The sequence below is a fragment of the Accumulibacter sp. genome (genome assembly GCF_023806565.1).
Classification (GTDB): Bacteria; Pseudomonadota; Gammaproteobacteria; order Burkholderiales; family Rhodocyclaceae; genus Accumulibacter.
This window is the reverse complement of sequence record NZ_JAMTDV010000117.1, coordinates 18,683-39,162: the sequence shown is the minus strand read 5'-3', so window position 1 is coordinate 39,162 and position 20,480 is coordinate 18,683. Positions and strand designations below refer to the sequence as shown.

General features: G+C 61.4%; 20 protein-coding genes. 12 read left to right on the top strand and 8 right to left on the bottom strand.

Annotated elements, in window-relative coordinates:
* Positions 1 to 206 precede the first annotated feature (206 nt).
* Complete coding sequence (gene ppk2, locus NFV80_RS13295) at positions 207 to 992, top strand: polyphosphate kinase 2 (RefSeq protein WP_295331085.1); 786 nt, start codon at positions 207 to 209, stop codon at positions 990 to 992.
* Between the two features lie 137 nt (positions 993 to 1,129).
* Here the strand turns inward: ppk2 and NFV80_RS13290 are convergent, their stop codons facing one another.
* The 8 genes from NFV80_RS13290 to icd all read right to left on the bottom strand — a co-directional run bounded on the left by NFV80_RS13290 (position 1,130) and on the right by icd (position 10,303).
* Positions 1,130 to 2,185, bottom strand: a complete 1,056-nt coding sequence (locus NFV80_RS13290) for an acyltransferase (protein ID WP_295331029.1) — start codon at positions 2,183 to 2,185, stop codon at positions 1,130 to 1,132.
* A gap of 25 nt (positions 2,186 to 2,210) precedes the next feature.
* Positions 2,211 to 2,831: a phosphatase PAP2-related protein gene (locus NFV80_RS13285; protein ID WP_295331027.1), complete on the bottom strand. Its 621-nt coding sequence runs from the start codon at positions 2,829 to 2,831 to the stop codon at positions 2,211 to 2,213.
* Positions 2,828 to 3,568: a hypothetical protein gene (locus NFV80_RS13280; protein ID WP_295331025.1), complete on the bottom strand. Its 741-nt coding sequence runs from the start codon at positions 3,566 to 3,568 to the stop codon at positions 2,828 to 2,830. The genes NFV80_RS13285 and NFV80_RS13280 overlap by 4 nt, the downstream gene beginning before the upstream one ends.
* A gap of 97 nt (positions 3,569 to 3,665) precedes the next feature.
* Positions 3,666 to 5,669: an acyl CoA:acetate/3-ketoacid CoA transferase gene (locus tag NFV80_RS13275; protein ID WP_295331023.1), complete on the bottom strand. Its 2,004-nt coding sequence runs from the start codon at positions 5,667 to 5,669 to the stop codon at positions 3,666 to 3,668.
* A gap of 36 nt (positions 5,670 to 5,705) precedes the next feature.
* Entirely contained in the window at positions 5,706 to 7,103 is a 1,398-nt protein-coding gene (locus NFV80_RS13270; RefSeq protein WP_295331020.1) for a GntP family permease, read from the bottom strand.
* Between the two features lie 212 nt (positions 7,104 to 7,315).
* A complete protein-coding gene (locus tag NFV80_RS13265) occupies positions 7,316 to 7,642 on the bottom strand; it encodes a thioredoxin family protein (RefSeq protein WP_295331017.1) in 327 nt (108 codons plus the stop codon).
* 36 nt (positions 7,643 to 7,678) lie between these two features.
* Positions 7,679 to 8,878, bottom strand: coding sequence for a CaiB/BaiF CoA-transferase family protein (locus NFV80_RS13260; RefSeq protein WP_295331014.1), 1,200 nt, complete (start codon positions 8,876 to 8,878; stop codon positions 7,679 to 7,681).
* Positions 8,879 to 9,073: 195 nt separating this feature from the next.
* Positions 9,074 to 10,303: an NADP-dependent isocitrate dehydrogenase gene (icd, locus tag NFV80_RS13255; RefSeq protein WP_295331011.1), complete on the bottom strand. Its 1,230-nt coding sequence runs from the start codon at positions 10,301 to 10,303 to the stop codon at positions 9,074 to 9,076.
* A gap of 325 nt (positions 10,304 to 10,628) precedes the next feature.
* Between icd and aceK the strand changes: the two genes are divergently transcribed.
* From aceK to NFV80_RS13200, 11 genes are all read left to right on the top strand, one after another.
* On the top strand, positions 10,629 to 12,380 hold the full coding sequence (gene aceK / locus NFV80_RS13250) for a bifunctional isocitrate dehydrogenase kinase/phosphatase (RefSeq protein WP_295331009.1): 1,752 nt from the start codon (positions 10,629 to 10,631) through the stop codon (positions 12,378 to 12,380).
* A 160-nt stretch (positions 12,381 to 12,540) separates the two neighbouring features.
* Positions 12,541 to 13,026 (top strand): bacteriohemerythrin, encoded by a 486-nt coding sequence (locus NFV80_RS13245; protein ID WP_295331007.1) that lies wholly within the window; start codon positions 12,541 to 12,543, stop codon positions 13,024 to 13,026.
* 165 nt (positions 13,027 to 13,191) lie between these two features.
* A complete protein-coding gene (locus NFV80_RS13240; protein WP_295331005.1) occupies positions 13,192 to 13,752 on the top strand; it encodes a cob(I)yrinic acid a,c-diamide adenosyltransferase in 561 nt (186 codons plus the stop codon).
* 60 nt (positions 13,753 to 13,812) lie between these two features.
* On the top strand, positions 13,813 to 14,370 hold the full coding sequence (locus NFV80_RS13235) for a hypothetical protein (RefSeq protein ID WP_295331003.1): 558 nt from the start codon (positions 13,813 to 13,815) through the stop codon (positions 14,368 to 14,370).
* Between the two features lie 222 nt (positions 14,371 to 14,592).
* On the top strand, positions 14,593 to 15,192 hold the full coding sequence (rpoE, locus tag NFV80_RS13230) for an RNA polymerase sigma factor RpoE (protein ID WP_295331001.1): 600 nt from the start codon (positions 14,593 to 14,595) through the stop codon (positions 15,190 to 15,192).
* Between the two features lie 2 nt (positions 15,193 to 15,194).
* Positions 15,195 to 15,659: a SoxR reducing system RseC family protein gene (locus NFV80_RS13225; protein ID WP_295330999.1), complete on the top strand. Its 465-nt coding sequence runs from the start codon at positions 15,195 to 15,197 to the stop codon at positions 15,657 to 15,659.
* A 63-nt stretch (positions 15,660 to 15,722) separates the two neighbouring features.
* Complete coding sequence (locus tag NFV80_RS13220; protein ID WP_295330997.1) at positions 15,723 to 17,156, top strand: DegQ family serine endoprotease; 1,434 nt, start codon at positions 15,723 to 15,725, stop codon at positions 17,154 to 17,156.
* A gap of 5 nt (positions 17,157 to 17,161) precedes the next feature.
* Positions 17,162 to 17,413 (top strand): glutaredoxin family protein, encoded by a 252-nt coding sequence (locus tag NFV80_RS13215; protein ID WP_295330995.1) that lies wholly within the window; start codon positions 17,162 to 17,164, stop codon positions 17,411 to 17,413.
* Positions 17,414 to 17,507: 94 nt separating this feature from the next.
* Positions 17,508 to 19,298 (top strand): translation elongation factor 4, encoded by a 1,791-nt coding sequence (gene lepA, locus NFV80_RS13210; protein WP_295331083.1) that lies wholly within the window; start codon positions 17,508 to 17,510, stop codon positions 19,296 to 19,298.
* Between the two features lie 12 nt (positions 19,299 to 19,310).
* The gene (gene lepB / locus NFV80_RS13205; RefSeq protein WP_295330993.1) at positions 19,311 to 20,099 is read left to right on the top strand and encodes a signal peptidase I; all 789 of its coding nucleotides are present in this window, start codon (positions 19,311 to 19,313) and stop codon (positions 20,097 to 20,099) included.
* Between the two features lie 12 nt (positions 20,100 to 20,111).
* The gene (locus NFV80_RS13200; RefSeq protein WP_295330991.1) at positions 20,112 to 20,477 is read left to right on the top strand and encodes a DUF4845 domain-containing protein; all 366 of its coding nucleotides are present in this window, start codon (positions 20,112 to 20,114) and stop codon (positions 20,475 to 20,477) included.
* Positions 20,478 to 20,480 lie beyond the last annotated feature (3 nt).

The window sequence follows — 20,480 nt, the reverse complement described above, 5'->3', positions numbered from 1 at the left end:
AGAACGTGACCGAAGAAGGTACCGCGCCGCCCGCCACCGGCAAGACCGCCGCCAGTACGTCGACCAAGGCCAGCGGCAAGGGGGATACGAAGGCCGAAAAGTCCAGGGAGCAGAAACCGGCAAAGGGCAAACCCGCCGTGGCGAAGGCCGAAAAGCCAGCCGATGCGGCCCCAGCCAAAGTCAACGTCAATGAGACCGCACACCCCATTCGCAAACCGAAGCTCAAGACCCAGGACTACGAGAAGATCCTGGCAAAGCTGCAGATCGAACTCGTCAAGCTGCAGGAGTGGATCAAGTTCAAGAAACTGAAAGTGGTCGTCCTCTTCGAAGGGCGCGACGCGGCGGGCAAGGGCGGCACGATCAAACGCATCACCGAGAGCCTCAGTCCGCGCGTCACGCGCGTGGCCGCTCTGCCGGCACCGACCGACCGCGAGAAAACGGAGTGGTATTTCCAGCGCTACGTGCAGCACCTTCCCGCCGGCGGCGAAATGGTCCTGTTCGACCGCAGCTGGTACAACCGCGCTGGTGTCGAGCGGGTGATGGGCTTCTGTACCGAAGACGAATACCGCGAATTTCTGCGCTCCTGCCCGGAGTTCGAGCGAATGCTGGTGCGCAGCGGCATCATCCTGATCAAGTACTGGTTTTCGGTCAGCAACGAAGAACAGGAGCGCCGCTTCCAGGAGCGCATCTTCACTCCGTCCAAGCACTGGAAACTCAGCCCGATGGATCTCGAATCACGGGCGCGCTGGGTCGAGTATTCCAAGGCCAAGGATGCCATGTTCGCCCACACCGACATCAAGCAGGCGCCCTGGTATGTGGTCGATGGGGATGACAAGAAGCGCGCCAGGTTGAACGTGATCACCCACTTGCTGAACATGATCGACTACGAGGACCTGACACCACAGCCGATGGTGCTGCCGCCGCGTCAGGAAGAGGGTGGCTACGTGCGTCCGCCGCTTTCCGACCAGACCTTCATTCCGGAAGTGTACTGAGTCGCTGGCGTACTGTGTCGAGGCAGGAAGACCCCGCGACAGCGGGGTTTTTTTCGGCGTCCTCGGGCAACGCGCGGCAACCTTTCCGACAAGTTTCCCGGTCCGGCTGTACCACTCACTCACCAGACGTGCTCCAGTCACGAAGACGACGTGCCGGCAAGATAGTGGCTGTTGCGGAACAGGAAGCGCTTTTCGACCAGGTGCCACATCGCGACCGCGCCAAGAACCGTCAGCAGAATCACCGTTGTCAGAAAGAGTCCCGGACTTTCCCGGCAGTATCCGGCCTGCACGAGAAGCTGTATCACCGGGAAATGAATGATGTAGACACCGTACGAGAAGTCGCCGTACTTCGCAAAGTTGCCAACATAGAAGAAGAGGGCGAAAAGCACCACCACCGCGGCCAAAGCCATGGGTTCGAGAAACGGCAAGGGGTAAATCGTGTCGACGACAAGAATCAATGCCGCGGCCATGACAAAGCTCGCAGTCCGCCGCTCGAACAAGGGCAGGAAATAATAGAAGAAGGCGCCAGCCATGAAATACGAAAGCTGCCCGGGCAATTGGCGAGCGAGTTCCAGATAGAGCGCGGAACCGGTGCGCCGGGCGACAGCGGTCAGCAGCACAGCGTACGCCACCGACAGGCAATAGACCACCAGCAATACCGGCAAGCGCGAAAATCGCCGGAAGAGCAGCACGAACAGCGGCACCGCCAGGTAGAACATCACCTCGATCTTGAGCGTCCATAGCGCGCCGTTCACCGCAGACAAGGCGTTGGTCTCGAAGACGCCGGGCAGAGATGGCTGCAGAAAATTCAGGAAGACCAGATTGGCAACAAGGTACCTGCCGAACGCCATCGAAAAGTAGTCAGCGAGGCTCTTCGTGCTCACGGCAGCAAGTCCGAAGGCACAGAGCACAACCACCGTGAAATACGCCGGGTAGATTCGCCGCACCCGCTTGGCCGCGTAGGCTGCAAGCGAAGACGATCTTTCGAAGCTCATGAAGATGAGAAAACCGCTGACCACGAAAAACGCCTTCACCGCCACCGCCGGTGACAACAGGCGTGCCAGCCATGCGAGCTGCTGAATACCGGAAAGATCGTACGAGTGCACCAGACAGACCGTTCCCGCCAGCAACAGGCGCAACAGGTCGAAATTGTTCCGGCGCAAGCGAAGACTGTCGTATTGAGCAGGCACCATCAAAGCTGCTGCCACCCGGTGCCCACTATCCCGGCCAGACCAGAGTGCCGACCAGCATTGCTGCAAAGAACCCGGCCAGCACGTCGAGCGTCCAGTGTGCGCGCAGGACGATCACCAGAAGCATCTGCAGTGCCGCGAGCAACACCGCGAACACCGTCAGCACCGGCATGCCGAGCGTGGCGAGCTGAATCCCGCCATAGACGGCCAGGGCAGTGTGACCAGAAAAAAAGAAATCATTGCCAACGGCATAGGTGACAAAGAGCGACGGAAAACCTGGATCACGCCAGATGATCCCCGGGGGTGGTGGCAGGGCGACCAGCGCCTGGCAGAGCTGACGCAGGACGAACAGGCTGCAGAGTCCCCAGAACGGCCGGAAGCTCTGCCCGAATATTGCGTAAACAAGGACGAACAGGGTCACCGCATCGACTGCCAACGAGCTCAGGATCAGTGCCGCCCTGGCGGCCCGCGGATGTTCGTGCAACCAGCCGTTGGCGCCGGCAGAGAGCCGGTGCAGGTGATCATAGATGCCGCTGCCGTCAAGCTGGCGTGCGCCAATCAGGCGCTGGCTGCCAAACCAGGCCAGCAACGCGGCGGCGATGACCAGCAGCCGCCAGGCGATGGTTGTCAGGGAAGGCAGATCGATCATCGTTCGGTCGCAGTGCTCGACTTGCCGGCGTCGTCGCGATCGAGTTCCACCCGCCGGGCAGGGATTCCGGCCCAGGTTTCGCCAGAGGGAATTCGGGTGTTGGGCAGGACGAAGGAGCCCGCCAGCACCTTGGCCCCGGCTCCCACCTCGACGCCGCCCATGACGATCGCCCGCAAACCGATGGTCGCGCCGGCACCCAGGCGGACCGGCGCAATGACCAGGTACCCGCCCTGCGCATAATGCGCCATGACGCTGGCCGTGCCGCCGATGGTCACACCATCGGCCAGCTCGATCAGCGACGGGTCGGCAATGGCGGTCGAATTGATGGTCACGTTGCGCCCGATCTTCATTCCCATCAGCCGGTAGTAGAGCTGGGCAAACGGAGACGGTGTCACGAACTCGAGAAAGGAATAGCGAACCAGCAGAGTCAAGGTGCAATGGACGTACCAGCGCAGCGCGGTGAGGGAAACGGCCGACCCGCGATACGGCTGCAGCCGCCCGCCGAGCAGACCGTTCAACAGCGGTGCGACCAACAGCAGAGTCAGGCCGTAGGCGAAGTAGCTTCCTGCCAGCGCCAGTCCGGTCAGCGGATAGCGCCAGGCGGGCGAGAGCGCGGCGAGTGGCGGCGAGAACACCTCGCAGTACAACCAGACAGCGGCGCCGAGGGAAATGCCGGCGGCGACGATGGCCAGGACTAGGAACGGCAGCGGACCGAAAAGGGCGAGAAGTCTTTGCATCACAGCCAGTCAAGGAATTGCCGTGAAGATCGCCTGGGCAACTTTCACGGCAGTCTACGGAAAGCGTTCGGCGCCGCTTTCCGGGCAGGGGAACGCGTCACTCCCTCTGCAGATTGGCTTCGGCCTCGGCCTCCGTTTCGAAACTGCGCGGAGCGATCTTCCGCTTCTCCAGCGCCTCTCCCAGCTTGGCACGCAGGAAGGTATTGGAGGTGAAGCGCGTGACGTTTCGATAGCGGGACTCCATCAGCGCCTTGACCATTTCGATGTAGTCGTCGACCAGTTCCGGCAGGATCGAAAAACGGTCGTAATTGACGATCGCGTCGACCCGGTGCCCGATCGGATCGAGTTTGGTGACGACCGCCTGGCGAACCCGCTCGATGTCGCCCTGGCTTCGGATGCTGAGCCCTTCGAAGTTGAGGAAGAGGATTTTTTTTGCCGGGTCGTACCACAAGCGATCGGCCAGCGGAATTTCCAGCATCTCGGCGCGCAGCTTCATCGGCTCCTCCCGGAAGATGCGGCTGTCCATCAGCACCGGTGGGGAATGCATGACCGGGACGAAATCCATCTTGTCGAGAATGTCCTTCTGCAGATCGACACCCGGAGCGATCTCGATCAACTCGAGCCCTTCGGCACACAAGCGGAAGACACAGCGTTCGGTGATGTAGAGCACGGTCTTGCCCCGCCTCTGCGCTTCCGGGCCGCTGAACGTCCGATGCTCGACCTCGTCGACGAATTTTCTCGCATGGCCATCCTCGACGATGCGCAGTTTGCCGTCGTTCAGGGCAATGACCAGATTGCCAGCCGTAAACGTGCCGACAAAGACCACCTTCTTGGCATTCTGTGAAATGTTGATGAAACCGCCGGCGCCGGCCAGGCGAGGACCAAACTTCGAGACATTCAGGTTGCCCTGCCTGTCGGCCTGCGCCAAGCCGAGGAAGGCGAGGTCGAGGCCACCGCCATCGTAAAAGTCGAACTGGCTTGGCTGATCGATGATCGCCTGCGCATTTATTGCCGCGCCGAAGCTCAGACCACCGGCGGGGATGCCGCCGATTACGCCGGGTTCGGCAGTCATCGTCATCAGGTCGGAAATTTTTTCTTCGGCAGTGATGCTGGCCACACCTTCCGGCATGCCGATGCCGAGATTGACCACTGCGTTCGCCCTCAGCTCGAGCGCCGCGCGGCGTACGATGATCTTTCGTTCGCTCATCGGCATCGACGGTATCGCCGACATCGGCGCCCTGATCTCGCCGGCGTACGCCGCACTGTACTGCTCGCCAAAGGTCTGCATGTGGTATTCCGGCTTTTCTGCCACCACCACACAATCGACGAGAACCCCGGGCACCTTCACCTGGCGTGGATTGAGCGTCCCACGTTCGGCGAGCCGCTCGACCTGAACGATGACTATGCCACCGGAGTTCCTCGCCGCCATCGCGATGGCCTGCGCTTCCAGCGTCAGCGCCTCCCTCTCCATCGTCACATTGCCATCCGCATCGGCCGTGCTGCCGCGGATGATGCCTACATTGATCGGGAAAGCCTTGTAGAACAGGTACTCTTCTCCGTCGATTGCCATCACGCGCACCATATCCTCGGTGGTCATGGCGTTGAGCTTGCCGCCGCCGAAGCGGGGATCGACAAAGGTGCCCAATCCGACCCGGGTAATCGTACCGGGTTTGGCCGCGGCAATATCGCGAAACAGGTGGGCGATGACTCCTTGCGGCAGGTTGTAGGCCTGGATTCGGTTGGCCACTGCCAATTGCTGCAGCGTCGGAACCAACCCCCAGTGGCCGCCGATGACCCGGCGGACCAGACCGTCGTGGCCAAGGTGGTTGAGTCCGCGACTCTTGCCATCGCCCTGTCCTGCCGCATAGACGAGCGTCAGGTCGCGCGGGTGACCGAGTCCCTGTGGATCCTCACGCTCCCTTTCGAGAAAAAGCTCCTCCAAAGCGATCGCGATGTTCTCCGCGAAACCGATCCCGACGAAGCCGCCGGTCGCCACGGTATCGCCGTCCTGAATCAGTCGCACGGCCTCGCGCGCGGAAACCACTTTTCCGGTATCCGAAGCGCGCAGCAAAGGGGTAATCGGATGACTGGCAAATGACATGACTCGTCTCCTCCGTGCTTGCTTTTTCCTGTCGCCTCAGACGATGCCAGTGGCGTAGTAGACGGCGATCACCACGAACACTGCGGCAGTCTTGATGCAGGTGATCGCAAAAATGTCCTTGTACGATTGCTTGTGCGTCAACCCGGTCACCGCCAGCAAGGTGATCACCGCGCCGTTGTGCGGCAAGGTGTCCATACCGCCGGATGCCATCGACGCAACCCGGTGGAAGACCTCGAGCGGAATGCCGGCGGCTTGCGCGTTGGCGATGAAGGTTTCCGCCATCGCGGCCAGAGCAATGCTCATGCCGCCCGAAGCCGAACCGGTGATGCCGGCCAGCGAAGTCACGGTGATCGCTTCGTTGATCAGCGGATTCGGAATCGCACCCAGGGCATTGGCAATGAACAGGAAACCCGGCAGCGCAGCGATCACGGCGCCGAAGCCATATTCGGACGCGGTGTTGATCGATGCCAGCAAGGCTCCGGCGACGGCCGCCTTCGATCCTTCGGCAAACTTGCTGATCACCGTCTTGCCGGCGAAGACGAAGACGGTCAGGATTCCGACGAGCAAGGCCCCTTCCACGGCCCAGATGGCGGCGATACTCGAGACACTCTGCACCACCGGCTTGACTGTGCCGATCACCGCCGGAATGAAGGACACCTCCTTGCCGTAGAGATCCGGAATGAGCTGTGTGAACACCTTGTTCATCACTCCGACCATCACCAGCGGCAGAATCGCGATCCACGGATTCGCCAGTTTCTCGTGCTCGAAGGCGGCCGGCTCATTGACCAGATTGGTGCCGTAGCCTTCGTTCGCCGCCAGCGCCTTGCGCCGCATCCATTCGAGATAGCCCATGCCGCAAATCAGGATGAACACGCCGCCGATCACGCCGAGCCAGGGTGCCGCCCAGGTCGTCGTCTTGAAGAAGGTTGTCGGGATGATGTTCTGGATTTGCGGGGTCCCGGGCAGCGAGTCCATGGTGAAAGTGAAGGCGCCGAGCGCGATGGTTCCCGGAATCAGGCGCTTGGGAATGCCGCTGGCGCGGAACATTTCGGCCGCAAAGGGATAGACGGCGAAAACCACGACGAACAGCGAAACGCCACCATAGGTGAGGATGCTGCAGACCACGACGATCGCCAGCATCGCCCGCTTGGCGCCGAGCAGATTGATCACCGAAGCGACGATCGACTTGGAGAATCCGGAGAGTTCGATGACCTTGCCGAATACCGCACCGAGCAGGAAGACCGGAAAGTAGTTCTTTACGAATCCGACCATCTTGTCCATGAACAGACCGGTAAACATCGGCGCCACCATGCCCGGGTCGGTAAACAACACTGCCCCGAGCGCCGCGACCGGCGCAAACAGAATCACACTGTAGCCGCGATAAGCGACGAACATCAGGAAGCACAAGGCTGCCAGAACGATCACAAAATCCATGCTAATGTCCCCTCATTGCTCAGAGATGTCTGGCAGCACGATGTCAGAACAACCGCTTGCCGACGTTTTTATTGATTGCCACGGATCCCGTCCACGCAGCGCACGGGCCATGCAGTCTGCACCGACCTGCCCTTATTGCGCAACCTTGATAGGAGAATGGTCTTTTTGCCGTCGCCGGGCGTGCCGCTCGCACGGCGATATACGCCCGGCAATCAAGTCTCGCGGGGAAGCCGGCGAAGCGCGAGACGGATTTCGTCCGCGCTCGTCGGCCGAACGAGACGCTCCAGCTCCTGTCCAGCCGAGAAGAAAATCAGCGTGGGCCAAAGTTTGACGCGGAAGGAACGCCCGAGGCGACGTCCGGGTCCGTCCTCGATCCTGATGTGCCGCACTTCGGGAAAATCGGCGAGGACAGACTCCAGCAAGGGCTGAGCCGCCAGGCAGTAGCCGCACCATGGCGCGCCGAATTCGATCAGCGTCGCCGCCGACAGGGAGTCGATTTCCGCCCGTGACGGCTCGGCAGCTTCGAAGACCGGATTCATCCTTGCACTGCTCCTCATGCGCTGCGGAAAAGGGATTCAAACACTGCCGGCGTCGCGCAGGGCGCTGATCTCGGCCGCCGAGTAGCCGAGTCGCTGCAGCGTCTCGTCGGTGTGCTCCCCAAGTTTCGGTCCCAGCCATTCGGTACTGCCCGGCGTCTCGGACAATTTGGGAACGATGCCCGGAATCCGGAACTGCCGGCCGTCGGGCAAGGTTGCGGATTCGAGCATCTGTCTGGCCAGATACTGCGGGTCGGCGAACATGTCGGCGACCGAGTAGATGCGCGATGCCGGAACCTCGGCGGCGGTGAGAACAGCGAGCACTTCGGCTTCGTCGTGCACCCTCGTCCAGGCCTCGATGGCCGCGTACAGTTCGCTCCGGCGCGCATCGCGACCGGCGTTATCGGCCAGTTGGGGGTCGTCGGCCAAATCTTCGCGGCCCAGCGCCAGCATCAGGCGCCGGAAGATCGCGTCGCCATTGGCACCGATCGCCACGTGCTTGCCGTCCCTGGTAGTGTGCGTGTTCGACGGCGTGATTCCCGGCATGATGTTGCCGGTACGCTCGCGCACGAAACCGAAAACGTCGAACTCGGGAACCAACGATTCCATCATCGCGAATACCGCCTCGTACAGGGCGACATCGACCACCTGCCCGGTGCCGCCGTTGCGTTCCCGGTGACGCAGCGCCATCAGTGCGCCGATCACCCCCCACAGCGCGGCAATCGAATCGCCGATCGAAATTCCCGTCTTGACCGGCGGGCGATCCGGAAAGCCGGTCACGTAGCGCAAGCCGCCCATCGACTCGCCGATCGCGCCGAAACCGGGTTGCTGCGCCATCGGGCCGCTCTGGCCGAAACCCGAGAGACGCAACATCACCAAACCAGGATTGATCGCCGACAGCGCTTCCCAGCCAAGCCCAAGCTTTTCGAGCACGCCGGGACGAAAATTCTCGACCAGGATGTCGGCCTCGGCGACGAGTTTATGGACGATCTCGCGCCCGGCCGGGTGCTTGAGATTCACCGTCACCGACTTCTTGTTGCGCGATTGCACGTACCACCACAGCGACGTGCCTTCATAGACCTTGCGCCATTTGCGCAGGGGGTCGCCACCGTCGGGCGACTCGATCTTGATCACCTCGGCACCGAACTCGGCAAGGATGCGCGCCGCGAACGGGCCGGCGATCAGGCTGCCGAATTCGATGACCGTCAGTCCGCTCAGCGGTTTGGACGACTTGCTCATGCCGATGACGATCCTTCCTGACGCGCCGCCCGGTACGCCAATGGCGCAAGCGCCGGTGCACGCGCAATGATTGCCGATTCCGTGACGACCCGCACAAGCCCGTACCCACTGTCCGTGTGGGCCGGCGACCGTCCTGCTTCGCTGAACGACGAGGCCCCCTTGCGGGGGCCTCGTCGTCAACGCAGATGCAGCAGCCTACATGCGCGCGATCATCGCGTCGCCGAATGCGGAGCAGGAAACCTCGGTCGCCCCTTCCATCAGGCGAGCGAAGTCATAGGTGACGACCTTGTCGCCGATCGCCGCTTCCATCGAGGCGATGATCAGGTCGGCGGCTTCGATCCAGCCGAGATGGCGCAGCATCATTTCTGCAGACAGAATCAGCGAGCCCGGGTTGACCTTGTCGAGACCGGCGTATTTGGGCGCCGTGCCATGCGTTGCCTCGAAACAGGCGTAGAGATCCGAGATGTTGGCTCCCGGGGCGATGCCGATGCCACCGACCTGTGCGGCGAGCGCGTCCGAAATGTAATCGCCGTTCAGATTGGTCGTACAGATCACGTCGTATTCGGCCGGACGGAGCAGAATCTGCTGCAGGAACGCGTCGGCGATCGAATCCTTGATGACGATCCCGTTCGGCAGCTTCAGCCACGGCCCACCGTCGATCTCGACGCCGCCGAACTCCCTCTTCGCCAACCCGTAGGACCAGTCGCGGAACGCGCCCTCGGTGAACTTCATGATGTTGCCCTTGTGCACGATGGTCACCGATCGCCGTTTGTTGGCGATGGCGTACTTGATCGCGGCACGCACGAGGCGCTCGGTACCCTCCTTCGAAATCGGCTTGATGCCGATGCCGGAAGTGCCCGGGAAGCGAATCTTCTTGACCCCCATTTCTTCCTGCAGGAACTTGATCACCTTGTTGCAACCGTCGGACCCCGCTTCCCATTCGATGCCTGCGTAGATGTCTTCGGTGTTCTCGCGGAAGATCACCATATTGGTCTTCGCCGGATCCTTGAGCGGCGAGGGAACGCCGCGGAAGTACTGGATCGGGCGGACGCATTGGTACAGGTCGAGTTCCTGGCGCAGCGCCACGTTCAACGAACGGATGCCGCCGCCGACCGGAGTGGTCATCGGGCCCTTGATCGAAACCGAATATTCCTTGAGCGCGTCCAGCGTCTCGGTCGACAGCCACACGTCGGAACCGTACATCTGGGTCGATTTTTCACCAGCATACACTTCCATCCAGAAAATCTTCCTGGCTCCACCGTAGGCCTTGGCAACGGCCGCGTCGACAACCTTGATCATGACGGGCGTAATGTCGATGCCAATGCCGTCGCCTTCGATGAACGGAATGATCGGGTTGTCCGGGACCGTCTCGCCCGGAATGATTTTCTGGCCGCCCTGGGGGACTTTGATCAGACTTGCGCTCATGCCAACTCCATATAGTGTGGTTTGCCGGTAGCCAATGCGCGGGCGCCAGCAGCGGTGCTGGGCAGGTCGCTGCAGCGGCTCAGGACCCGCAGATCGGACGATGCTGCGTACGTGGTGGGCACGCGGGATATGTCTGAAGCAAATTCACCTGCGGCACCAACGGCGATTATCGCGTAAAAGCAGACGCTTTGCCAGAATATATCCATCCACTCGCGACCGCCCCCGCGCATAGGCTACCGCCATTCAGCCGGGGCCATCCGCCGCTTGGTGCGACGCAGCACGCGCGATGCTACAATCGGGCCGACTCCGACTGACAGACTCTCCCATGGACATATCAACCGTTGCCGATCCGTTCACCCAACGCATCGCCGAGGCAATGATCGATGGTTTCAACCGGCACTACCGTCTGATTCGTCGCTATGGCCAGCAGGCCAAGCTGCTGTTCGAGGCTGCCGACTGGAAAGGCGTCCATGACGCCGTTCGCGAACGCATCCGTTCCTACGACGACCGGGTCAGCGAAACCGCCGAACTGTTGTGCGCCAATTTCGGCGCCGCCTCGCTCGACGATGCCAGCTGGCAGCAGCTCAAGCTGCTGTATATCGGGCAACTGATCAACCACAAGCAGCCCGAACTCGCCGAGACGTTTTTCAACTCGGTGTGTTCGAAGATTCTCCACCGGACCTATTTCAACAACGACTACATCTTCGCCCGTCCGGCCGTGTCGACCGAGTACATCCAGTCCTACCCGCCAACCTATCGGAGCTATTACCCGGAGCAGCGCGGACTGCGCAATACGATCCGGCAGATCGTCGTCGACTTCGACTGGCAACGTCCATTCGAGGACCTCGACCGCGACGTGGACTACGTCCTGCGTACCGCGCTGAAACGCCTCGGCACGTGGCCGCCAGCGGAAGCCAACGCGCAGATTCAGGTACTGCACTCGGCTTTCTACCGCAACAAGGGTGCCTACATCTTTGGCAAGGCGATCAACGGCCACGCCGAGGTTCCCTTCGCAGTCGCCGTCCTGCACACGCCGGAAGGCAAGCTGGTACTCGACACCATCCTGCTCGACCGCTGGCTGATCAGCGTCTTGTTCTCGCTGTCGCGAGCGTATTTCATGGTCGACATGGAGGTTCCGTCGGGCTACGTCGATTTTCTGCGCAGCATCATGCCGAACAAGCCACGTTCGGAGCTCTACACCATGCTGGGTCTCGGCAAGCAGGGCAAGACACTCTTCTTCCGGGATCTGAAGCAGCACCTGCGCCATTCCGAGGACCAGTTCATCATCGCTCCGGGCATTGCCGGCCTGGTCATGCTGGTGTTCACGCTGCCGTCGTATCCCTACGTCTTCAAACTCATCAAGGACGTCTTCGGTTCCTCGAAGGAAATGGATCGGGCGACCGTCAAGCGCAAATACCTCCTGGTGAAACAGGTGGATCGGGTCGGTCGCATGGCCGATACGCTCGAGTTTTCGCAGGTGGCATTGCCGAAGAAACGTTTCTCGGCCGAACTCCTCGAAGCCCTGCACAAGCTGGCGCCATCCCTGCTCGAGGAAGAAGGCGAAGACCTGGTGATCAAGCATCTCTACATCGAACGTCGCCTGACACCACTCAATATCTATCTCGACACGGCGACGCCGGAACAGATCGATCACGCCGTGCTCGAATACGGCAACGCGATCAAGGAACTGGCCATCGCCAATATCTTTCCTGGCGACATGCTCTGGAAAAACTTCGGCGTCACCCGCTACAACCGCGTCGTCTTCTACGACTACGACGAAATCGAATACATGACCGACATCCACTTCCGCGTCATTCCCGAAGCACCGTACCCGGAGATGGAGATGTCGGGTGAGCCCTGGTACTCGGTCGGGCGGCTCGACGTTTTCCCCGAGGAGTTCGCCAGCTTCCTGCTCGGCTCGCCCAAGGTACGCTCTGCATTCCTGAAATATCACCGGGCGCTGCTCGACGTGAAGTTCTGGCAGACCACGCAGGAACGAATCCGCGCCGGTCACGTCGAGGATTTCTTCCCCTACGCAGAAGAACTGCGCTTCTGCAACGCCTTTCGCAGCACCTGACCCCGAAACTCGGTCGCATGGGGAGATCAACCGCGATCCACGGCGGCGTCCGATCTCCGAAGGTTCGCCGATTCGCCGGTTCTTGATCGAGGTCAAGAAGCTGCGCGACAGGCAGTGTACGCTCGACTGATCGAGGCCAGCGGCTCCCGGGGGAAAGCTGATGAGTGCAACGGATTTGATCGAGTGGTCCGACGAGTTCAGCGTCGGCATCCAGGAAATCGACGAGCAGCACAAAGTGCTGGTGGGCCTGCTCAACCAGTTGCACAAGGCAATTCGCGAACATCACGGCAGGGCAACCTCACGCGAAATTCTCGGCCGTCTCGCGGAATATACGCGCACCCACTTCCTGCTCGAAGAGAGTCTGATGCGCCTGACCCACTACCCGGGCCTCGAAATTCACAAGCAGCAACACCAGGACCTCATGCACCAGGTCGAAGCCCTCCAGCACAAGGTCGACACGGAAAACGTGGCGATCAGCTTCGAGTTGCTGCACTTCCTGCGAAACTGGCTGGTCCAGCACATCAACGATAGCGACAAACGTTTTGGCGCGCACTTCCGCAAGGCGGGCCTGGCGCCCTACGCCAACTGGTCGAAGGACGTCGAAAAAACGATGAAGAAGAAAAAGTGGTGGTGGAAGTTCTGGTAGGGCGAACCTCTTCTCGGCACTCCGCGCGCCCGACTGCCTGGACGAAGGATCGCGGACACAGCTGCCCCCACCGGAGCATCGAACGGGGAATCGAACGGGGGATGGCCGGGTAGCCGCATCGCTTCGGCTATAATCGCATTTACTTCCTCGACCAGGGAATCGAACGTGGGCAATCGTCTCTCAAAAATCGTTACACGCACCGGCGACGCCGGCACCACCGGGCTGGGCGACGGTACCCGGGTAGCCAAGGACAGCCTGCGGATCGAAATGATTGGGCAGGTCGACGAACTCAACTCGACGATCGGTCTGTTGCTGACCGAGGAAATGCCCGAAGACATCCGGCACGCGATGATCGGCGTCCAGCATGACCTGTTCGACCTCGGGGGCGAACTCTGCATTCCGGGAATGGACGTGATCAGCGCGGCGCAAGTCGGACGGATCGAGGATTTGGTCGAGCGGTTCAACGCCGACCTCAGTCCACTCAAGGATTTCATTCTGCCCGGGGGCACCCGTGCTGCAGCCCTCGCCCATCTGGCACGTACCGTTTGTCGCCGTGCCGAGCGCTGCATGGTGCACCTGGCGAACAGCGAAGCGGTTTCCGACTTCGCACGCAAGTACCTGAATCGCCTTTCCGATCTCCTGTTTGTCCTGGGCCGTGCGTTGAACCAGGCGGGCGGAACGGGAGACGTGCTGTGGGTGCAGGGCAGGAATCGCGGCAGCGAGTGAGCCAGCACCGGCAGGCAGTCTGACGCCACCCAGAGCTTGAACCATTTGCGGAGTTTCCCCATGTCGATCGAGCTCACGGTCATCACCACGGCCCCCCGGACACGGCGTTTTCTGCTCAGCGACCCGGCCGCTGTCGCGCAAGTCTGCGAAAGCCTCAGGAACGGTGGCAGGCTCTTTTCCGGAAAGCCATTGATCATCGGATCGGCAGGCCGGACCGAAGTTTTCGCGGCGACGTCGATCGCCTGCCTGGAGCTGGCGACGGACATCGAACTCGACGGGTACCTGCCGAAGCCGACCAACCTGACACTGACGGCGCTGCCCCCCGGGCAGTGCACCGAACCTTTCGTGGGCAGGTTCGAAGGCGAGCGGTTTACCGTCCGCGTCGAATTTCGCTTCACCGGCGGCCACAAGCTTGTCACCCGTGTCGACGGCGTCCGCAAGCCGGTCCTTGCCGAACGCGTGATGAACCTGACCAGCCTCTTCGAACGTCCGCTGCTCGACTATCGGCTGACGCAGCGCGGTGTCGGCCTGATGAATCCGCATGCCGTGACGCAATTCGTGATCACGCCCGGCGTGCCCGACCTGCCGAAGGATGCCTGGCTAGCCGACGTCACCTGACGGCTGCCTGTGAAGCGGCCGAGGCGGTGGCGACATTCGGGATTCCGTCGTATCGCCACCCGCACTCCGCTCGCCACCCGCCTGTCTGCGTGCCGCGCCAACGCGGCGAAATCGCCAGCAGTTGGCGGGAGGGGCGATCATGTACTGTTACGATGACGCTCCGATGCTTGCGCTATACTCCGGCGCAGATGTCCTCGTTATGCCACAGGAAAACCAGGGAGCATGAGCGAACGCGAAATTGACCAGTTGCTGGTCGAACGCGCACAAGCCGGCGACAAACACGCATTCGAGCTGCTGGTAGAAAAATATCAGCGCAAAGTCGCGCGCCTCTTGTCGCGCCTCATCCGCGACCAGTCGGAGATCGAGGACGTCGCGCAGGAGGCGTTCATCAAGGCGTATCGGGCGCTGCCAGCGTTTCGTGGAGACAGCGCGTTCTACACCTGGCTGTACCGGATTGCGATCAATACCGCCAAGAACCATCTCGTGGCCCAGGGACGCCGAGCGCCAACCACAACCGAATTCGACGCCGAGGAAGCGGAAGGCTTCGAGGATGCGGGCCAGTTGCGCGACATCAACACGCCGGAAAGCCTGCTGCAGTCCAAGCAGACTGGCGATACGATCAACGCGGCAATGGAAGCCTTGCCAGAGGAACTGCGCAACGCCATCGTGCTGCGCGAAATCGAGGGCCTGAGCTACGAGGAAATCGCCGTGGCGATGAGCTGTCCGATTGGCACGGTACGTTCGCGCATCTTCCGCGCCCGCGAGGCCGTTGCCGAGAAGTTGCGGCCATTGCTCGACACCTCGGTCGACCGCAGGTGGTAGCCATGGGCGAACCGTCGTCGGTGCTGATCGACGGCGAGCTGGGAGAATCGATGAGCGAAGTCTGGGGAACGGTGACCGCGGTCGATGGCGAGCACGCGCACGTACACATCGACGAGAGCGGTTGTGGGCGCTGCCACGAGCCGGGAGGTTGTGGCGGTCACAACCTGGGCAAGTTGTTTTGCCCGGGTCCGCGTACCTTCCGGGTGCTGAATCCCGAACATTGCGGGGTCGGCAGGCGGGTGCGCGTGCGCATCGGCGACGGCGCCGTCGGTCGCAGCGCGTTGCATGCCTACGCCTTGCCCGTGCTGGCGCTTCTCGCCGGGGCGATGGCAGGATCGGCCTGGGGCAGCGAGGCGGGCGCGATCGGCGGCGCACTGGCCGGTTTGCTGCTCGGCTGGCTGGGCTTGTGGCGCGCGCAAAGGCGCAGACGGCACGACGCCCGTTGGCAGGCATCGATTCGGCCTTGATTCCGCGCCGCCGGCCCGCATATCTTGTGCCCATGTGATGACATGCTGGAGGGACCTGGTGCCATGAAGAAATTCCTGCTCGCTTTCTGTCTGACGCTGTTCTCGGTGCTGGTGCAGGCCGATACGCGTGGCTTGCCGGATTTCACCGAACTGGTGGAAAAACAGGGGCCGGCAGTGGTCAATATCAGCACCAGCCAGTCGGTGCGCGGCGGCGGGCGTGGCAGTCAGCCGTTTCCGTTCGATGAGAACGACCCGATGAACGAGTTCTTCCGTCGCTTCATGCCGCGCCAGCCGGGAGCTCCCGGACTTCCGGGCGCACCGCGTGATTTCGAGAGCCGGTCGCTCGGTTCCGGCTTCGTGATCAGTTCGGACGGCTATCTGCTCACCAACGCACACGTCGTCGATGCGGCCGACGAAATCGTCGTGCGCCTGACCGACAAGCGCGAGTTCAAGGCGCGGGTCATTGGCAGCGACAAGCGCACCGATGTGGCGTTGATCAAGATCGACGCCACCGGCCTGCCGACCGTCCGTCTCGGCGATCCCGGGATCCTCAAGGTCGGCGAATGGGTCATCGCGATTGGCTCGCCTTTCGGCTTCGAGAACAGCGTCACCGCCGGCATCGTCAGTGCCAAGGGGCGATCGCTGCCACAGGAGAACTACGTCCCCTTCATCCAGACCGATGCGGCGGTCAACCCCGGCAATTCGGGCGGTCCGTTGTTCAACATGAAAGGCGAGGTGGTGGGCATCAACTCGCAAATTTACAGCCGCTCGGGTGGCTTCATGGGGATATCTTTCGCCATTCCGATCGATGTCGCGATGGAGGTGCAGGCACAACTGCGTGCGAATGGCAGGGTCAGTCGTGGCCGTATCGGCGTCGTCATCCAGGAGGTGACGAAGGATCTGGCCGACTCCTTTGGCATGAGCAAGGTGCAGGGAGCCATAGTCAACTCGGTGGAAAAGGGGGGGCCAGCGGAGAAGGCGGGGATCGAACCGGGCGACGTGATTCTCAAGTTCGATGGCAGGACGATTGCCAATTCCAGCGATCTGCCCCGCATCGTCGGCGGCACCAAGCCGGGCAGTCGGGTGACGATCCAGGTATGGCGCAAGGGGGCGTCGCGCGACGTTCCGGTGGTGGTCGGGGAAATGGCCGAAGAGAGACCCGCAGCGCATGGAAGCAAGAGTGCCAGGCCGCCGGAGCGCACCCCCAACCGCCTCGGACTGGTGGTGTCCGAGCTGACCGCGGAGCAGAAGCGGGAACTCAAGGTGGGCGGCGGTCTGCTGATCGAGGACGTGCGCAACAACGCGGCGCGTGTCGACCTGCGGCCCGGCGACGTCATCCTGGCGCTGATCGCACGTGGCGAGAGCATCGAAATCAAGACCTTGGAGCAGTTCAATCGCTTGCTCGCGCAACTCGACAAGGCCGCCAACGTCACCCTGCTGGTGCGCCGCGGCGAGTTGCAGACCTTCGTCACCATCAAGGGTCTCGCCGACAAGTGACCCGATTGAGCCAGGCAACGAACCTGACGCTGATTTCGCGTCGCTACTGTCATCTGTGCGCGGAAATGGAAGCGGCACTGGCACCACTGCTGGCCGACTTCGGCGTTGCCCTCGATGTCCTCGACGTCGACGCAGACCCGGCGCTCGAGGCACTCTACGACGAACTGGTTCCGGTCCTCCTGCACGAGCGCAGAGAGCTTTGTCATTACTTCCTCGACGAAAGCAAAGTCCGTGATTATCTGAGCAAGATCGGCTAGAATCCCCGCTTTCCGCTGGTTCGACCAAGGGTGCACGCTGGCACCCTTTTTTCTTCCGGGACGGCTCGGTCGCGACAGAGCGCACACCATGTCCATGCAACGCATCCGCAATTTTTCCATCATCGCGCATATCGATCACGGCAAGTCGACGCTCGCCGATCGCATCATTCACCTTTGCGGTGGTCTTTCGGATCGCGAGATGGAGGCTCAGGTGCTGGACTCGATGGACATCGAGCGCGAGCGCGGGATCACCATCAAGGCGCAGACCGCTGCCCTGCAGTACCGGGCGCGTGACGGCGAGACGTACAACCTCAACCTGATCGACACCCCGGGCCACGTCGATTTCTCGTACGAGGTGTCGCGCTCGCTGTCCGCCTGCGAAGGAGCGCTGCTGGTGGTCGACGCCTCGCAGGGCGTCGAAGCGCAGACGGTTGCCAATTGTTATACGGCGATCGAGCTCGCGGTGGACGTCATACCGGTGCTGAACAAGATCGACCTGCCGTCGGCGATGCCCGACAACGCTCGCCAGGAGATCGAAGACGTGATCGGCATCGACGCCTCGCACGCCATACTCGCTTCGGCGAAGACCGGCCTTGGCGTCGAGGACATCCTGGAGGCGATCATCGAGCGGATTCCGCCGCCCATGGGCGACCCCGATGCACCGCTCAAGGCCTTGTTGGTGGACGCCTGGTTCGATAACTATGTCGGCGTGGTCATGCTCGTACGCGTCTTCGATGGCACGCTCCGGCCGAAAGACAGAATTCGCCTGATGGCGGCCGGTTCGACGCATCTCTGCGAGCAGATCGGCGTGTTCACGCCGAAGGCGTTGCAGCGCGATGCTCTGCGCGCCGGTGAGGTCGGTTACGTCGTCTCGGGAATCAAGGAACTGCAGGCGGCCAAGGTCGGCGACACTCTGACGCTGCAGGACCGGCCTGCGAGCGATCCCCTGCCCGGGTTCAAGGAAATCAAGTCACAGGTTTTCGCCGGACTGTACCCGGTCGAATCCAACCAGTACGACTCGCTGCGCGAGTCGCTCGAGAAGCTGAAGCTCAATGATGCTTCGCTGCGCTACGAACCCGAGGTCTCACAGGCACTCGGCTTCGGTTTCCGCTGTGGCTTTCTCGGACTGCTGCACATGGAGATCGTCCAGGAGCGCCTCGAACGCGAGTTCGATCAGGACCTGATTACCACGGCGCCGACCGTGGTTTACGAGGTTCTGTTGCGCGACGGCAGCCTGATCAGCGTGGAAAACCCGGCGAAGCTCCCCGAATTGTCGAAAATCGAGGAGATTCGCGAGCCGATCATCACCACCACGATTTTCGTTCCGCAGGAGTATCTGGGCAGCGTCATTACCTTGTGCAATCAGAAGCGCGGCAACCAGATCGACATGACTTATCATGGACGGCAAGTCCAGCTGGTCTATGAAATGCCGATGGCCGAAGTAGTGATGGATTTCTTCGACCGCCTGAAGTCGGTGTCGCGCGGTTACGCCTCGCTCGATTACGAGTTCAAGGAATATCGGGCCTCCGACGTCGTCAAGCTCGACGTCCTGATCAATGGTGAGCGCGTCGACGCGCTTTCGGTGATCCTGCACCGCGCGAACTCGGTCTACCGGGGCCGCGAACTGGCAGCCAAGATGCGCGAACTGATTCCCCGCCAGATGTACGATGTCGCCATCCAGGCGGCGATCGGCGCCAACATCATCGCCCGCGAGAACATCAAGGCGATGCGCAAGGATGTGCTGGCCAAGTGTTACGGTGGCGACATCACGCGCAAGAAGAAACTGCTCGAAAAACAGAAGGCTGGGAAGAAGCGCATGAAGCAGGTCGGCTCCGTCGAGATTCCGCAGGAGGCTTTCCTTGCCGTCTTGCGCGTCGGCAAGTAAAGGAGTGAGCGAGTGAATTTTGCCTTGATCCTGTTGATCCTGCTGCTGCTCAGCGGCGCCATCTGGGTAGCCGACGCGTTTTTCCTGCGCAAGCGGCGGCCCGCGGATGCCAGGGATCCCTGGTGGGTGGAGTACGGAGCGAGCTTCTTCCCGGTCATTCTGGTTGTCTTCCTGCTCCGCTCGTTCCTCGTCGAGCCGTTCAAGATCCCCTCGGGCTCGATGATCCCGACGCTGCAGGTGGGCGACTTCATTCTCGTCAACAAATACGCCTATGGCATTCGCCTGCCGGTGCTCAACCGGAAAATCATCGACATCGGCAGTCCGCAACGCGGCGACGTGATGGTTTTCCGCTACCCGGAGGATCCTTCGCTCGACTACATCAAGCGGGTGGTCGGGCTTCCCGGCGACACGATCGTATACCAGAACAAGAAGCTGACGATCAACGGCCAGACGGTACCGAGCGAGAGGATCGACGATTACCAACACCCGGAACGTCTGTACTATTCGCAGCAGTTCATCGAGAAGATCGGAGAAACGGAACACCGCGCGCTCAATGACGTGGATGCGCCGCCCTACATCCCCGGCCCGGTACAGTTCCCCAATCGCCAGGATTGTTCCTACAATGCGCTGGGCGTGATCTGTACCGTCCCGCCGGGGCACTACTTCGTGATGGGCGACAACCGCGACAACAGCAGGGATAGCCGCTACTGGGGCTTCGTTCCGGAAGAAAACATCGTCGGGAAAGCATTCTTCATCTGGTTGAACTTCGGCGATCTGAAACGGATTGGCTCGTTCAGGTAGGGAGCGAAGACAATGAATCGTCAGCGTGGCGTAGCCCTTTCCGGCTTGATCGTATGGGGCACGGTGATCGCGGTGGCAGCAATTTTCGCGATCCGGGTGTTGCCCGAGTTCATGGATTATTACAAGATCAGGCAAGCGATCAAGGCCGTGGCCGCTGATGCCAACGGCAAGACGGTTCCCGAATTGCGGCAGGCTTTCGCCAAGTATGCCGAAGTCGAGCACATCAAGACGCTCACGCCGGCAGACCTGGACATCTTCAAGGAGGAGAACCAGGTGGTGATCGCCTTCGCCTACGAAAAGCGCATCCCGCTGGTCGCCAATATCAGCCTGCTGATCGATTTTCATGGCTCGTCGTCGGGGCGCAATTACGCACGATGACCC

Excerpts from the sequence above, each read along its gene's own strand:
- NFV80_RS13290 (WP_295331029.1), bottom strand. The coding sequence starts at position 2,185 with ATGGTGCCTGCTCAATACGACAGTCTTCGCTTGCGCCGGAACAATTTC.
- icd (WP_295331011.1), bottom strand. The coding sequence starts at position 10,303 with ATGAGCGCAAGTCTGATCAAAGTCCCCCAGGGCGGCCAGAAAATCATT.
- NFV80_RS13275 (WP_295331023.1), bottom strand. The coding sequence starts at position 5,669 with ATGTCATTTGCCAGTCATCCGATTACCCCTTTGCTGCGCGCTTCGGAT.
- NFV80_RS13225 (WP_295330999.1), top strand. The coding sequence starts at position 15,195 with ATGGGCGAACCGTCGTCGGTGCTGATCGACGGCGAGCTGGGAGAATCG.
- NFV80_RS13200 (WP_295330991.1), top strand. The coding sequence starts at position 20,112 with ATGAATCGTCAGCGTGGCGTAGCCCTTTCCGGCTTGATCGTATGGGGC.
- NFV80_RS13220 (WP_295330997.1), top strand. The coding sequence starts at position 15,723 with ATGAAGAAATTCCTGCTCGCTTTCTGTCTGACGCTGTTCTCGGTGCTG.
- lepA (WP_295331083.1), top strand. The coding sequence starts at position 17,508 with ATGCAACGCATCCGCAATTTTTCCATCATCGCGCATATCGATCACGGC.
- NFV80_RS13280 (WP_295331025.1), bottom strand. The coding sequence starts at position 3,568 with ATGCAAAGACTTCTCGCCCTTTTCGGTCCGCTGCCGTTCCTAGTCCTG.
- NFV80_RS13235 (WP_295331003.1), top strand. The coding sequence starts at position 13,813 with ATGTCGATCGAGCTCACGGTCATCACCACGGCCCCCCGGACACGGCGT.
- rpoE (WP_295331001.1), top strand. The coding sequence starts at position 14,593 with ATGAGCGAACGCGAAATTGACCAGTTGCTGGTCGAACGCGCACAAGCC.
- NFV80_RS13270 (WP_295331020.1), bottom strand. The coding sequence starts at position 7,103 with ATGGATTTTGTGATCGTTCTGGCAGCCTTGTGCTTCCTGATGTTCGTC.
- NFV80_RS13245 (WP_295331007.1), top strand. The coding sequence starts at position 12,541 with ATGAGTGCAACGGATTTGATCGAGTGGTCCGACGAGTTCAGCGTCGGC.
- NFV80_RS13285 (WP_295331027.1), bottom strand. The coding sequence starts at position 2,831 with ATGATCGATCTGCCTTCCCTGACAACCATCGCCTGGCGGCTGCTGGTC.
- NFV80_RS13260 (WP_295331014.1), bottom strand. The coding sequence starts at position 8,878 with ATGAGCAAGTCGTCCAAACCGCTGAGCGGACTGACGGTCATCGAATTC.
- aceK (WP_295331009.1), top strand. The coding sequence starts at position 10,629 with ATGGACATATCAACCGTTGCCGATCCGTTCACCCAACGCATCGCCGAG.
- NFV80_RS13265 (WP_295331017.1), bottom strand. The coding sequence starts at position 7,642 with ATGAATCCGGTCTTCGAAGCTGCCGAGCCGTCACGGGCGGAAATCGAC.